We start from the raw sequence: 15519 nt of genomic DNA, 5'->3' as shown, positions 1-15519 counted from the left end.
AGGAACATGAAGTGCGCGGGCACCATGTAATCCGGCAGATGGGTTTTCAGCGCACGGCGCAAGGTTTCGCGCAATTGGGTTTCATTGGCGAGCGGGCCCTCGGCCGGCACGACATACGCCACCAGTTGTTTGCCGGTCGGACCGTCCTGGGCGACCACCACGGTTTCGCCAACGTTGTCCTGCTCACGCAGGCGCGCTTCGATCTCGCCCAGTTCGATGCGGAAACCACGGATCTTCACCTGATGGTCGACACGCCCGAGGTAATCCACCACGCCATCCGGACGGCCACGGGTCAGGTCGCCGCTGCGATACACGCGGCTGCCAGGTTTGCCGAATGGGTCCGGCACAAAACGCTCGGCAGTCAGTGCCGGCCGTTCCAGATAACCCCGTGCCACGCCTTCGCCGCCCAGGTACAACTCGCCAGCTACGCCGATGGGTTGCAGGTTGAGTTGCGAGTCCAGCACGTAGCCGCTGCGGTTGCCCAATAGCGTGCCGATAGGCGCGTAGACGGCACCGCATGGATCGCCACGGCGAGCCTTCCACAGCAACGGCGTGACCACGGTTTCAGTCGGGCCGTAACCGTTGAACAGGTAAGTCGGCTTGAGTGCGCGCCAGGCCAGGTCGTAGCTGGCCTGGGCTACCGCATCACCGCCAAAGCAGTACACACGCACCTTGGGTGGGTTGCCGTCACGCTCGGCATGCTCGGCCAACTGTTGCAGGTACACCGGCGGGAACACCGCCATGGTCACATTGTGGCGGTGCATTTGTGCGTAGGTGTATTCGGGCAGCCACAGGCTGTCGTCACGGACCAGCACGCTGGCGCCATTGATCAGCGGGTGCATCCAGCCTTCGTGGGAGCCGTCGAAGGCGAACGACATGAAGTGCAGTTCACAGTCAGCCGGCGATGTTTCATAGCGCTCGCCGGTGGCGATGATGTGCGCCACCAACGGGCCATGGGACACTGCCACGCCTTTTGGCATGCCGGTGGAGCCGGAGGTGTAGATCACGTAGGCCAGGTTATCGCCGTCCAGCTTCACGTCCGGCGCAGTGTCGCGGTAATCGGCCCAGTCTTCGGTGCGATCAATCGCCAGGGTGTCCAAGCCCTCGGGAATCGGCAGTTGCTGCAACGCGCGGCTATGGGTCAGCAACAATTGCGCACGGCTGTCTTGCATCATGTACAGCAGGCGGTCACGCGGGTATTCGATGTCCAGCGGCACATACACGCCACCGGCTTTCATCACCGCGAGGAACGCCACCAGGCTTTCGGCGCTGCGTGGCATGGCAATCGCCACGCGCACTTCCGGGCCGACGCCACGGGCGATCAAGGCGTGGGCCAGGCGATTGGCCTGGCTGTCCAGCTCGCCATAGCTCAGGGTTTGCGCGTCGAATTTGACCGCGACCGCGTCCGGATTTTCCCTGGCGCGATCAGCCACCAACTCATGCACAAGACGCTCGGCCGAGAAGCCTGCATCTGCCTGGTTCCACAGTTGAAGAATGTGTTGCTGCTCATCAAAGTCAAGCAGGTTCAGGCGCGCGATGGTTTGCTCTTGATCGGCAACCATCGCCTGCAACAGGTTCTGCCAATGCCGCGCCATGCGTTCGATGGTCGACGCTTCGAACAGGTCGGTGGCATACCCCAGCGAAGCCCAGAGCCCGTCCGGACTTTGCTGGACATCCAGGTCAAGGTCGAAATGGGCGGTAAGCCGGTCCCACGCCAAGCCTTCGATGCGCAACTGCGCCAGCGCCTGGGGTTTATCACCGGTACGACCTTCGGCCTGGTAGTTGAACATCACCTGGAACAGCGGGTTGAGACTCAGGCTACGCTCGGGCTGCAAGGCTTCGACCAGTTGCTCGAACGGCAGGTCCTGGTGCGCCTGGGCTTCCAGCGCGCGCTGCTTGACCTGGGCCAGTAACTGGGCAACGGTGGTTTGCCCATCGATATCGGCCTTGAGCACCTGGGTATTGACGAAAAAGCCGATCAGCCGCTCGGTCTCGACCCGGTTGCGGTTGGCGATCGGCACACCGACCCGAATGTCCTGCTGGCCGCTGTAGCGGTGCAACAAGGTCTGGAACGAGGCCAGCAGCAACATGAACAGGGTCACGCCCTGCGCCTGGGCCAAGGCCTTGAGCTCGGCGGCCAGGGTGGTCGGCAGCGCTACGTCCAGGCGCGCGCCGCGATGGCTCTGTTGTGCCGGACGCTGATGGTCGAACGGCAATTCCAGCACGGGTTGTTCACCGCCGAGCAGGTCACGCCAGTAATCGAGCTGGCGGGCTTTTTCCCCAGCCTCCATCCAGGTGCGTTGCCACACGGCATAGTCGGCGTACTGGATCGGCATACCCGGCAGGTCTGGCGCCCGGCCCTGGCTGAATGCGGCATACAACTGCACCCACTCATCGACCATCACTTGCATCGACCAACCATCGGACACAATGTGATGCTGCACCACCACCAACACATGGTCGTCTTCGGCCAGGCGCAGGAGGGTCACGCGCAACAACGGCCCCTCTTGCAAATCGAATGGCCGGGCGATCTCGGCCTCGACCTGGGCCTGGAGATCGGCCTCGTTGACCTCGCCCAACCTGATCGGCAAGGCGGCGTCAGTTCGAATCACTTGCCGCGCGCCCTCCGGCTGCACTTGCACATGGGTGCGCAGGCTTTCATGGCGCGCCACCAGGGCCTCGAAACTGCGCTGCAGCGCCGAGACATCCAAAGCCCCCTTGAGGCGCAAGGCGCTGGGGATATGGTACGCAGCGCTGTCCGGGTCCAACTGCCAGAGAAACCACTGGCGCTCCTGGGCGTAAGACAGCGGCAGTGGGTGTTCGCGGCCGACCGCCAGCAGCGGCGGCGCCTGCTCACCTTCCGGCGCCTCCAGTGCGTGCAGTGTGGCGGCAAAACCTTCAAGGCGCGGTTGCTCGAACATCAGTTTCAGCGGGACTTCACGCCCCAGTGCATGACGCAGGCGCGACACCACCTGCATCGCCAACAACGAATGCCCGCCCATCTCAAAGAAGTGGTCAGTCAGCCCTACCCGCTCGGCGCCGAGAATATCGGCCCACACTGCGGCGACTTGCTGCTCCAGTTCGGTGACCGGCGCGACCCACACCTGCTGCGATTGGCTGGCATCCGGCTTGGGCAGTGCCTGGCGGTCCAGCTTGCCATTCGGGTTCAGCGGCATGCGTTCAAGGAAGATCAGGTGCGCAGGCACCATGTAATCCGGTAATTGTTCACGCAGGATCGACTTGAGCGCTTCGGCGTCGTTTTGCTCGGCAACCAAATAAGCAACGAGCTGGTTGTCGGCCGCCAACACCAGCGTCTCACGCACGCCCGCCTGGGCCAGCAACAGCGCTTCGATTTCACCCAGCTCGATGCGGAAACCGCGGATTTTCACTTGATGGTCGACCCGGCCGACGTACTCGATTACTCCGTCAGCGCGGTAGCGTGCCAGGTCGCCGGTACGGTACAGACGCTCGCCGGCCTCACCGAAAGGGTCCGGCACAAAACGCTCAGCCGTCAGCAACGCACGGTTCAGATAGGCACGCGCCAGGCCACAGCGGCTGCCGATATACAACTCGCCCACGGCGCCCAACGGTGCCAGGTTCAGATCGCGATCCAGTACATACAACGCGCGACCTGGCAGCGAGCGGCCAATCGGGCTGGCGGTGGCGCCGATCAGTTCGGTGCCCGCCGTGCAGTCCAGCACGCTCGATACCACGGTGGCTTCGGTCGGCCCATAGGTGTTGAGCAAACGCACATGGCCGAGCCCGGCGTTCAACCACTGTGCCGGACCGTCCAGCGGCATGGCTTCGCCGCCGATGTGGATCTGGCGAAGCGCGCCGTAGGAGCGCGGGCCGGCGGCCAGGCAGTCGAGCAGGAACAGGTTCCAATAGGCGGTCGGCAAGTCGGCCAGGGTAATGCCCTGGGCGATGATTTCATCGTACAACCGCGCGCTGTCCCACAACTCCGGACCGCGCAGCACCACGGTGGCGCCGTGGGTCAATGCCGGGTACAGCTGCTCGACGAAACCGTCGAAGTTGAGGGTCGCGAATTGAAGCACGCGATCCTCACGGGTCAACCGTGAATAACCCGCGGCAATGCTGGAAAACTCGGTGAGTGCCGCATGGTTGATCGCCACGCCCTTGGGCTTGCCGGTGGAGCCCGAGGTGTAGATTACGTAGGCCAGGTTTTGCGGCGAGACCGCTACCTGCGGGTCGCGCTCAGGGCACAGCGCCAGGCGCGCATCCGCCAGGTCCAGCGTCGCCATGCCTTCGGGCAATGGCATCGGCACATGGGCCTGGGTCAGCACCAGGCGCACGCCGCTGTCTTCGAGCATATGCAGCAGGCGTTCACGCGGGTATTGCGGGTCCAGCGGCACGTAGGCGCCGCCGGCCTTGAGCACCGCCAGCAGGCTCACCACCATATCGAACGAGCGCTCGACCGCTACGCCCACCAACACTTCCGGGCCAATGCCCAGACTGATCAAGTGATGGGCCAGACGGTTTGCCTGACGGTTCAGCTCAGCGTAACTGATGGACTGATCGTCCAGGCACAAGGCAACCGCGTCGGGATGCTGCTGAACCTGGGCTTCAAACAATCCCTGTACACCCACAAGGTCCTCAAACGCCGCCGCGCTGTGGTTCCAGTCTTGCAACAACCGGCGTTGCTCGTCGTCGACCAGCATCGCGAGTTGCGCAATGCGATTGCCGGCGCGCCCGACCACTGAACGCAACAACGTTTGCCAATGCTCAGCCATGCGCTGCACGGTCGCCACGTCGAACAGGTCAGTGGCATAGGTCAGCGACGCCCAAATGCCTTCGGGCGATTCCTGGGTATCCAGGCTCAGGTCGAACTGCGCACTCAGGCTGTCCCACTCCAGGGTTTCCACCGCCAGCCCCGGCAACTGCTGCTCACCACGTACCCGACGGCCTTCGGTCTGATGGTTGAACATCACTTGGAACAGTGGGTTGTGGCTCAGGCTGCGCTCGGGCTGCAAGGCCTCCACCAACTGTTCGAACGGCAGGTCCTGATGACTCTGGGCCTCCAGCGCACGTTGCTTGACCTGGGCTAGCAACTGACGGAAGGTCATTTGCCCGTCGATGTCGGCCTTGAGTACCTGGGTATTGACGAAAAAGCCGATCAACCGCTCGGTTTCCGACCGATTGCGGTTGGCAATCGGCACGCCAATGCGGATGTCCGACTGCCCGCTGTAGCGATACAACAGGGTCTGGAACGACGCCAGCAACAACATGAACAGCGTCACGCCTTCGCGCTGGGCCAACACCTTGAGGCCCGTGACCAGTGCCGCGTCCAGGCCAATGTCCAGGCGCGCACCGCGATAGCTCTGCACGGCCGGACGCGGGTGATCAAGCGGCAACTCCAACACTGGCTGCTCGCCGCCTAACCGCTCGCACCAATAACCGAGCTGACGCTCTTTTTCGCCGGCTTCCATCCAACTGCGCTGCCACAAGGCGTAGTCCGGGTATTGAATCGGCAAGTCCGGCAGGCGCAGGTCTTGGCCCTGGCTGTAGGCGACGTACAACTGCACCAGTTCGTCGACCATCACCTGCATCGACCAACCATCGGAGACGATGTGGTGCAACACCAGCACCAACACGTGATCATCGGGCGCCACCTGCAGCAACTTGACCCGCAGCAGCGGGCCTTGTTGCAGATCAAAGGGCTTGGCGACCTCCGCTTGCACCTGGGCTTCAAGCTGCGCGGCGTCACCCGTTTCGAGGGGGATATCCAGCTGCAATTCAGGCCTGACCACTTGCAGCACCTGGTCAAGATCCTCATGCAAGTAGGTGCGCAGGCTTTCGTGGCGGGCGATCAGGCTGTCGAAGCTGCGTTGCAGGGCCGCCCGGTCAAGACGGCCTTTCAACCGCAGGGCGCGCGGCAGGTGGTAGGCCGGGCTTTGCGGCTCCAATTGCCACAAGAACCACTGCCGCTCCTGGGCATAAGAGAGTCGAAGGGGTTCACCTTCCTGACGCTTGAAAACCGGGGCAATCTCAAACAGGTTGATGCCTTGCTGCTTGAGCATTACCGCCAACGCTTTCTTTTGTTGCGCCGAAAGTGACCCTACCGACTCGATTAATGCTTGCACGCCACGCCCCTCAGGAAATCAATTTATCCAAATCTTCTGCTGATAGACGTTTGAGGGCCTCCAAGGATTTAGCCAATGCGTCCTGCACCGGCGAATTATTTGTTTGCTGGGCGGCGACATGGGCACTGAACTCGGCCAGGGTCGGCGTGGTGAAAATCGATTTGACGTCGAATTCGGCGTGCAACTGCTCGCGCAGGCGCACCACCACCTGGGTTGCCAGCAGGGAATGCCCGCCCAGCTCGAAGAAGTTGTCGTGCAGGCCCACCCGCTCCACGTCCAGCACTTCGGCCCAGATCGCGGCAATCTGTTGCTCCAGTTCGCTGTTCGGCGCGACGTACTCCCGGGCTTGCAGGCTGGCGTCGGCTTTCGGCAGGGCTTTGCGGTCCAGCTTGCCGTTGGGGCTCAGGGGCATCTGCTCCAACACCATCCACTGGGCCGGGACCATGTAGTCCGGCAGCTGTTGCGCCAGATGGGCGCTTAGCACATCGCGCCAGTCGTCATCGGCGTTTTGCAGCACCAGGTAGCCCACCAGGAACTTGCCATCCACCGCCAGTACGGCGGCCTCACGCACCCAGTCGTGTTCCAGCAGGCGCGCTTCGATTTCGCCCAACTCGATGCGCAGGCCACGCAGCTTGACCTGATGGTCGATACGCCCGGCGTACTCGATCACACCGTCTTCGCGGTAACGCGCCAAGTCGCCCGTTCGGTACAGGCGCTCGCCCTTGACGAACGGGTGGGCAACAAAACGCTCGGCAGTCAGTGCTGGACGACGATGGTAACCGCGCGCCAGGCCGATGCCGCCCAGGTACAACTCGCCCAGCACGCCGACCGGCACCGGCTCGAAGTTGCTGTCGAGGATGTAGCACCCGAGATTGGCAATCGGGCGACCAATCGGCACTGCATCGCGGCCTTCATCGACACAGGTCCAGTGGGTCACGTCGATGGCGGCTTCGGTCGGACCATACAGGTTGTAGAGCCCGGCCTGGGGCAGCTTGGCGAAGACCTGCTGCTGGGCGTCCACCGGCAAGGCCTCGCCGCTGCACACGATGCGGTGCAGGGTGTGACAGGTCGCAACCGTCGGGTCTTGCAGGAAGGCCTGCAACATCGACGGCACAAAGTGCAGCGTGGTGACCTGTTCTGTATTGATCAGCTTGATCAACTTGGCCGGATCCCGGTGAGCGCCCGGCGCCGCAACCACCAGGCGTGAGCCAGTCATCAGCGGCCAGAAGAACTCCCACACCGATACGTCGAAGCTGAACGGGGTCTTTTGCAACACGGTATCGCTCACATCCAGGCCGTAAGCCTCCTGCATCCACTGCAGACGGTTGGCCAGGGCCGAATGACGGTTGCCGGCGCCTTTGGGTTGGCCGGTGGAGCCTGAGGTGTAGATCACGTAGGCGAGATTTTCGCCGTTCACCACAATTTCAGGATTGGCGTCGCTGTAGCCTTCGAACGCGGCTTCACCCAGCACCAGGCTATTCAAGCCTTGCGGAATCGGCAGTTGCTCAAGCAGATGCGCCTGGGTCAGCAGCAGTTTCACGCCGCTGTCGTCGAGCATGTACGCCAAACGATCACGCGGGTATTCCGGGTCCAGCGGCACATAGGCGCCACCGGCCTTAAGCACCGCAAGCAGGCCTACCACCATTTCAATCGAACGCTCTACCGCCAGGCCCACCAGCACGTCCGGGCCCACACCGGCCTCGATCAATCGATGAGCCAGGCGATTGGCACGCCGGTTCAGCTCGTCATAGCTCAAGCGCTGCTCGGCAAACACCAGCGCAGCAGCGTCCGGCGTGCGCGCCACCTGTTGTTCAATCAGTTGATGCACACAGTGCTGTAACGGGTAGTCCTGCGCCGTGGCGTTCCAGTCAACGACCACTTGTTGACGTTCAGCCAGCTCCAACATTGCCAGGTCGCCCAGGCGTTGTTGGTCGCCGTCGAGCATGGCTTGCAGCAGGTTGACCAGGTGGCGGCCATAGGTTTGCACTGTGACTGCGTTGAAATGCGCACGCGCAAAGCTGAATTGCACAGACAGCGTGTCACCGACATCCACCAGCACCGTCAGCGGAAAGTTGGTTTGTTCGCGAGAATCCGGCAGGCCGAAACGGATGCCACTGCCACCGCCCTGCTCCAGGGCCTTGGACACCGGATAGTTTTCAAACACCAGGATGTTGTCGAACAAGGCTTCACCGCCCTGCCCGGCCCAGCGCTGGATATCGTACAGCCCGGTGTGTTCATGCTCACGCAACGCCAGGTTCTGCGCCTGCACCGCTTGCAGCCAGTCGGCCACGGTCTGCTGGGCGTCCACCGCGCAGATCACCGGCAGGGTGTTGATGAACAGCCCGATCTGCTGCTCCACCCCCGCCAACTCTGCCGGGCGCCCGGCCACGGTGGCACCGAAGGACACCACCGGCTGCCCGCTATGGCGCTGCAACAGGACCAGCCACGCCGCCTGGATCAGGGTGTTGAGCGTGACCTTGTGATTGCGCGCGAAGGCTTCAAGCCGTTCAGTCAGTGCGCGATCCAGGCTGAGCTGATGCTCGCCATGCCCGTCCGCCGCCGTCGGCTGGCTGCTGCCCAGGCGCGTGGGTGCTTGCAGAACGCTCAGTTGTTCGCGCCAGAAAGTTTCAGTCGCTGCGGCATCACGCTGCTGCAGCCAGCCGATGTAGTCGCGATAACGCCCGGCCGCTTCAGGCACTGCGACACCGGCATAACGTTGCAGCACTTCGCCGAACAGCCGCGAATTGCTCCACCCATCCATCAAGATGTGATGGCTGGTGTAGATCAGTTCATGGCGTTGCTCATCGGTGCGCACCAGCACCAGGCGCACCAGGGGCGCCTTGGCCAGATCGAAGCCCTGGCGGCGCTGGGCCTCCTGAAGGTTCTGCAATTCCAGTTCGCGCTCCGGCATCGCGCGCCAATCGAGGTGTTCGATCGGCAACCGAGCCTCGCGATAGACCACTTGGCACGGCCATTCGAGCTGGCCCTCCCAAAAGAACCCGCTGCGCAGTACATCGTGGGCTTGCACCGTGGCATCCCAAGCTTGCTGGAACCGCGCCACGTCCAGGCCATCGGCCGTCACGCGGATCTGGTTGATGTAGTCGCCGGCAGTCTGTTCATACAGGGTGTGGAATAACATGCCCTGCTGCATCGGCGACAGGGTGTAGATGTCTTCAACGGCATCGGCGACCAACGGCAGGGATTCCAACTGCTGCTGGTTCAGGCGCGACAACGGGAAGTCGGACGCCGTCACGCCGTTGTTGCCAGGCGTGCAGCAGTGTTCAACCAATGCGGTCAGTTCGCGGGTGAAGGCCTGGCTCAAGGCTTCGATCTGCGGCGCGTCGAACATCAGCGGGCTGAAGGTCCAACCCATTTGCAGTTCGCCGCCGTACACCTGGCCGTTGAGGGTCAACCAGTTGCCCAGTGGCGCATCTGGGCTCTGTTCGGCGCCAGCGTGTTCGGAAGCTGGTGTGAACAGGCCGTCCGGCTGGTCAAAGCTGCCGTCGAACTGGCCCAGGTAGTTGAAGGTTATGCGCGGCACCGGCAGCGCGCTGAACGCCCGGCGCGTGGCGTCGTCACCCAGGTAACGCAGCGCGCCGAAACCCAGGCCTTTGTCCGGCACGGCACGCAGTTGCTCCTTGACCTGTTTGATCGAGGTGGCCAGGGATTCGGCCGGGGTCAGGCGCACCGGGAACAGGCTGGTGAACCAGCCCAGGGTGCGGGTCAGGTCGATGTCGTCGAACAGGTCTTCACGGCCATGGCCTTCCAGCTGGATCAGGCTGGAGGCTTGCCCGGTCCATTGACAGATGACGCGTGCCAAGGCGGTCAGCAGCAGATCGTTGATCTGAGTGCGATACGCCGTGGGCGCCTGTTGCAGCAATTGCCGGGTGCGCTCGGCATCCAGTTGGCTGACCACCGTCTGGGCCAGACGGCCGGGACGTGCGCCTTGCGGATCACGGCAGGGCAAATCGGCAGGCACGCCTTGCAGCTGTTGCAGCCAGAAGGCTTTTTCCGGCTCGATCGATTCGCTGCGGGCATGCGCCTGCAAACGCTCGACCCAGGTCTTGAACGAAGACGTTTTGGCCGGCAATTTCTGCTGGCGATACAGGCTTTGCAGGTCCTCGAGGAACACCCGCCAGGAGACACCGTCCACTACCAGGTGGTGCATGATCAACAGCAGACGCTGGGAGCCGTCAGCCATTTCTGCGAGTACCGCACGCAATAATGGGCCTTGTTGCAGGTCGAGGCTGCGCTGGGCGCGCTCGCACAGGGCTTGCAGTTCGGCGGCGTCCTGCACGCTGGCCTGCCATAGCAGTGTTGCAGGTTGCGCATCATGCCGCGCAGTCCAGCCTTCGGCTTGCTGGCTGAAACTCAGGCGCAGCACGTCGTGGTGCAGGGTGAGCACTTGCAGCGCAGCTTCCAATGGCTCGGCCAGCAGAGGCTGGCGTGGCGTCAGCAGCAAGGACTGGTTCCAGTGATGACGGTCCGGCAGGTGCATGTCGAAGAACAGTTGCTGGAACGGCAGCAACGGCGTCGCGCCCTGCACCGGGCCCTGGTCGATCACCTGTGCCGTCTGCAACTGCGCCACGCGGGCCAGGCTGCGCACCGTCTGGTGCTGGAACAGCGCCTTGGCGGTGAAATGGATACCGGCCGCCCGAGCGCGGCTGACCACCTGGATGGAGATGATCGAATCACCGCCACGCTCGAAGAAATTGTCGTTCAAACCCACCTGCTCAACGCCCAGCACGTCAGCCCAAATCGCGGCGATCTGTTGCTCCAGCGCACTGTGCGGCGCTTCGTAGTGGTGAGTGGCTTCGGGTTTGGGCAGCGCCTTGCGGTCCAGCTTGCCGTTGGGGCTCAGGGGCATCTGCTCCAGCAGCACCCATTGCGCGGGCACCATGTAGTCCGGCAAGTGCTGGCCAAGATGGACGCCCAGCACGTCACGCCAGTTATCGCTGGCATTTTGCAGCACCAGGTAGCCGACCAGGTATTTACCGTCAACCGCCAGCACGGCGGCCTCACGCACCCAGTCGTGCTCCAGCAGGCGCGCCTCGATTTCGCCCAATTCGATGCGCAGGCCACGCAGCTTGACCTGATGGTCGATACGCCCGGCGTACTCAATCACGCCGTTGTCGCGGTAGCGCGCCAGGTCGCCGGTGCGGTACAGGCGTTCGCCCTTGACGAACGGGTGAGCGACAAAACGTTCGGCGGTGAGCGCCGGTCGACGGTGGTAACCCCGCGCCAGGCCGATACCGCCCAGGTACAACTCGCCCAGCACGCCCACCGGCACCGGTTCGAAGTTGCTGTCGAGGATGTAGCAACCGAGGTTGGCAATCGGACGGCCGATCGGCACCGCATCGCGGCCTTCGTCCGCGCAAGTCCAGTGGGTCACGTCGATGGCCGCTTCAGTCGGGCCGTACAGGTTGAAGAGTCCGGCGTGCGGCAGCTTGGCGAAGACCTGTTGCTGGGCATCCACCGGCAAGGCCTCGCCACTGCACACAATGCGTTGCAGGCTCTGGCAGGTCGACACCGCCGGATCCTGCAGGAAGGCCTGCAACATCGACGGCACAAAGTGCAGCGTGGTGACCTGTTGGTGATTGATCAGGTTGATCAGCTTGGCCGGATCACGGTGATCACCCGGCGCGGCGACCACCAGGCGCGCGCCAGTCATCAGCGGCCAGAAAAACTCCCACACCGACACATCGAAGCTGAACGGGGTCTTTTGCAGCACGGTATCGCCGGCGTCCAGCCCATAGGCTTCCTGCATCCATTGCAGGCGGTTGAGCAACGCCGAATGACGGTTGCCCGCGCCTTTTGGCTGACCGGTGGAACCTGAGGTGTAGATGACATAGGCCAGGTTTTCGCCATCCAGGGCAATGCTGGGGTTGGCGTCGCTGTAGCCTGGGTAATCCGACTCACCCAACACCAGGGTTTCCAGGCCTTGGGGAATCGGCAACTGATCACGCAGATGCGCCTGGGTCAGCAGCAGTTTCACGCCACTGTCTTCCAGCATGTACGCCAAGCGATCACGCGGGTATTCGGGGTCCAGCGGCACATAGGCGCCCCCGGCCTTGAGTACGGCAAGCAAGCCGACCACCATGTCGATGGAGCGCTCCACGGCCAACCCTACCAGCACGTCCGGCCCTACGCCGGCTTCAATCAGGCGATGGGCCAAGCGGTTGGCGCGGCTATTCAGTTGGGCGTAGCTCAGGGACAGGTCGTTGAAGCACAACGCCGGCGCATCTGGCCGTGCCAGCGCCTGAGCTTCGATCAACTGGTGCACCCACTGCCCTTGCGGATAGCCGCGCTCGGTGGCGTTCCATTGATACAGGATGTGCTCGCGCTCATGGGCGTCGAGCGTCGCCAGGTCCTGCAAAGGCAATGCGCTGTTCGCCACCGCGTCACGCAGCAGGCCCAGCCAATGCTCACCCATCCGCGCGACAGTCGCGGCGCTGAACAGGTCGGTGGCATAGGTCAACGAGGCCCAGATGCCCTCGCCGCTTTCCTGGGTATCCAGGCTCAGGTCGAACTGGGCGCTGTGGCTGTCCAACTCCAGGTTGGCCACGCTCAGGCCAGGCAGTTGCTGTCCTGCGGAATGCGAACGGGCCTGATGGTTGAACATCACCTGGAACAGCGGGTTGTGGCTCAGGCTGCGCTCGGGTTGCAGCGCTTCCACCAATTGTTCGAAGGGCAGGTCCTGGTGGGCCTGGGCCTCCAACGCACGGCGCTTGGTGTGCTGCAGCAACTGGGCAAAGCTCATCTGGCCATCGAGGTCGGCCTTGAGTACTTGCGTATTGACGAAGAAGCCAATCAGCGACTCGGTCTCGACGCGGTTGCGGTTGGCAATCGGCACGCCGACGCGAATATCCGGCTGGCCGCTGTAGCGGTACAGAAACGCTTGGAAGGACGCCAGCAACAGCATGAACATCGTCACGCCTTCGCGCTGGGCCAGGGCCTTCAACCCCTCGACCAATGCCGGTTCCAGCGCAATATCATGACGCGCGCCACGAAAGCTCTGTTGCGCCGGGCGTGGCTGGTCGAACGGCAGTTCCAGCACCGGCTGCGTGCCGCTGAGCAGTTCACGCCAATAGGTCAGCTGACGGGCCTTCTCCCCCGCTTCCATCCAACTGCGTTGCCATAGCGCGTAGTCGGCGTACTGGATCGGCAGCGGCGCCAAGGCACAGTCCTGCCCCTGGCTGTAGGCGGCGTAGAGCTGCATCAGTTCCTGCACCATCACGCCCATCGACCAACCGTCGGAGACGATATGGTGTTGCACCAATACCAGCACGTGCTCCTGGTCACTCAGTGCAAGCAAGCTGACACGCAGCAAAGGCCCCTGCTGCAAATCGAAGGGACGGGCGATTTCAGCTTCTACCGATGCCTTGAGGTTTGCCTCGTCAACCGCGCTTTCAGCGATCTCGATGACAGCCTGTGGGAGTACTGCCTGGGCGCGCTGCTCACCGTCCAGATGCAGACGGGTGCGCAGGCTTTCATGACGTGCCACCAGGGTGTCGAAGCTGCGTTGCAGGGCCGCCTTGTCCAGGCGCCCGCTCAGGCGCAGGGCACCAGGGACGTGATAGGCGGCACTGTCCGGGTCCAACTGCCAGAGAAACCATTGGCGTTCCTGGGCGTAGGACAGCGGCAGGTGCTGGCCGTCCTCGCGGACCGAGGCGATCGGCAGTTGAGCGAAGCTCATGCCCCGGCTTTGCAGGCGCTGGTAAAACTGCTGGCGCTGTTCCAGAGGCAGGCGAAGAAAGCGCGAAACCAGATCGATGTTTGGGTTGGAAAGCATGGGTCAAATCGCCTCTAGTTCGCTCAAAAAGTCACGAAGATCATCAAAATCTTCCGCGCTGCCAGCGCGGAAGGTGGCGGCGGCCTGCACATAGGCGCGCAGCGTTTCGGTCTGGAACACTTCCACCAACGGCACTTCCAGGCCCAGATCGGCCTGGACCCGCGAAGTGATCTGGATCGCTAGCAGGGAATGGCCGCCCACTTCAAAGAAGTTGTCGTTCAGGCCGACCTGCGGCAGGCGCAATATGTCGGCCCAAATCGCCGCGATCTGCTGTTCCAGCTCGGTTTCGGGGGCCACGTAGGCCTGTTGCAGCAGGCTCGTATCCGGTTCGGGCAGGCCCTTGCGGTCGAGCTTGCCGTTGGGGGTCAATGGCATTTGGGCGAGGAACATGAAGTGCGCGGGCACCATGTAATCCGGCAGATGGGTTTTCAGCGCACGGCGCAAGGTTTCGCGCAATTGGGTTTCATTGGCGAGCGGGCCCTCGGCCGGCACGACATACGCCACCAGTTGTTTGCCGGTCGGACCGTCCTGGGCGACCACCACGGTTTCGCCAACGTTGTCCTGCTCACGCAGGCGCGCTTCGATCTCGCCCAGTTCGATGCGGAAACCACGGATCTTCACCTGATGGTCGACACGCCCGAGGTAATCCACCACGCCATCCGGACGGCCACGGGTCAGGTCGCCGCTGCGATACACGCGGCTGCCAGGTTTGCCGAATGGGTCCGGCACAAAACGCTCGGCAGTCAGTGCCGGCCGTTCCAGATAACCCCGTGCCACGCCTTCGCCGCCCAGGTACAACTCGCCAGCTACGCCGATGGGTTGCAGGTTGAGTTGCGAGTCCAGCACGTAGCCGCTGCGGTTGCCCAATAGCGTGCCGATAGGCGCGTAGACGGCACCGCATGGATCGCCACGGCGAGCCTTCCACAGCAACGGCGTGACCACGGTTTCAGTCGGGCCGTAACCGTTGAACAGGTAAGTCGGCTTGAGTGCGCGCCAGGCCAGGTCGTAGCTGGCCTGGGCTACCGCATCACCGCCAAAGCAGTACACACGCACCTTGGGTGGGTTGCCGTCACGCTCGGCATGCTCGGCCAACTGTTGCAGGTACACCGGCGGGAACACCGCCATGGTCACATTGTGGCGGTGCATTTGTGCGTAGGTGTATTCGGGCAGCCACAGGCTGTCGTCACGGACCAGCACGCTGGCGCCATTGATCAGCGGGTGCATCCAGCCTTCGTGGGAGCCGTCGAAGGCGAACGACATGAAGTGCAGTTCACAGTCAGCCGGCGATGTTTCATAGCGCTCGCCGGTGGCGATGATGTGCGCCACCAACGGGCCATGGGACACTGCCACGCCTTTTGGCATGCCGGTGGAGCCGGAGGTGTAGATCACGTAGGCCAGGTTATCGCCGTCCAGCTTCACGTCCGGCGCAGTGTCGCGGTAATCGGCCCAGTCTTCGGTGCGATCAATCGCCAGGGTGTCCAAGCCCTCGGGAATCGGCAGTTGCTGCAACGCGCGGCTATGGGTCAGCAACAATTGCGCACGGCTGTCTTGCATCATGTACAGCAGGCGGTCACGCGGGTATTCGATGTCCAGCGGCACATACACGCCACCGGCTTTCATCACCGC

Annotated in this window: 3 protein-coding genes; all 3 read right to left on the bottom strand. The window is 63.0% G+C overall.

Features of this window, described 5'->3' with window-relative positions; translation table 11 throughout:
- Positions 1-6101, bottom strand: a 6101-nt coding sequence (locus U367_RS0104295) for an amino acid adenylation domain-containing protein (protein WP_394365097.1), incomplete at its 3' end; no start/stop codon positions are given.
- A gap of 10 nt (positions 6102-6111) precedes the next feature.
- Positions 6112-13893, bottom strand: coding sequence for a non-ribosomal peptide synthetase (locus U367_RS01000000129850; RefSeq protein ID WP_032864131.1), 7782 nt, complete (start codon positions 13891-13893; stop codon positions 6112-6114).
- A gap of 3 nt (positions 13894-13896) precedes the next feature.
- Positions 13897-15519 (bottom strand): amino acid adenylation domain-containing protein (locus U367_RS01000000129845; protein ID WP_032864130.1); only part of this gene is annotated, 1623 nt, incomplete at its 5' end.

It is taken from the genome of Pseudomonas canadensis (assembly GCF_000503215.1).
GTDB lineage: Bacteria > Pseudomonadota > Gammaproteobacteria > Pseudomonadales > Pseudomonadaceae > Aquipseudomonas > Aquipseudomonas canadensis.
This window is presented reverse-complemented; position numbering and strand designations above follow the sequence as displayed.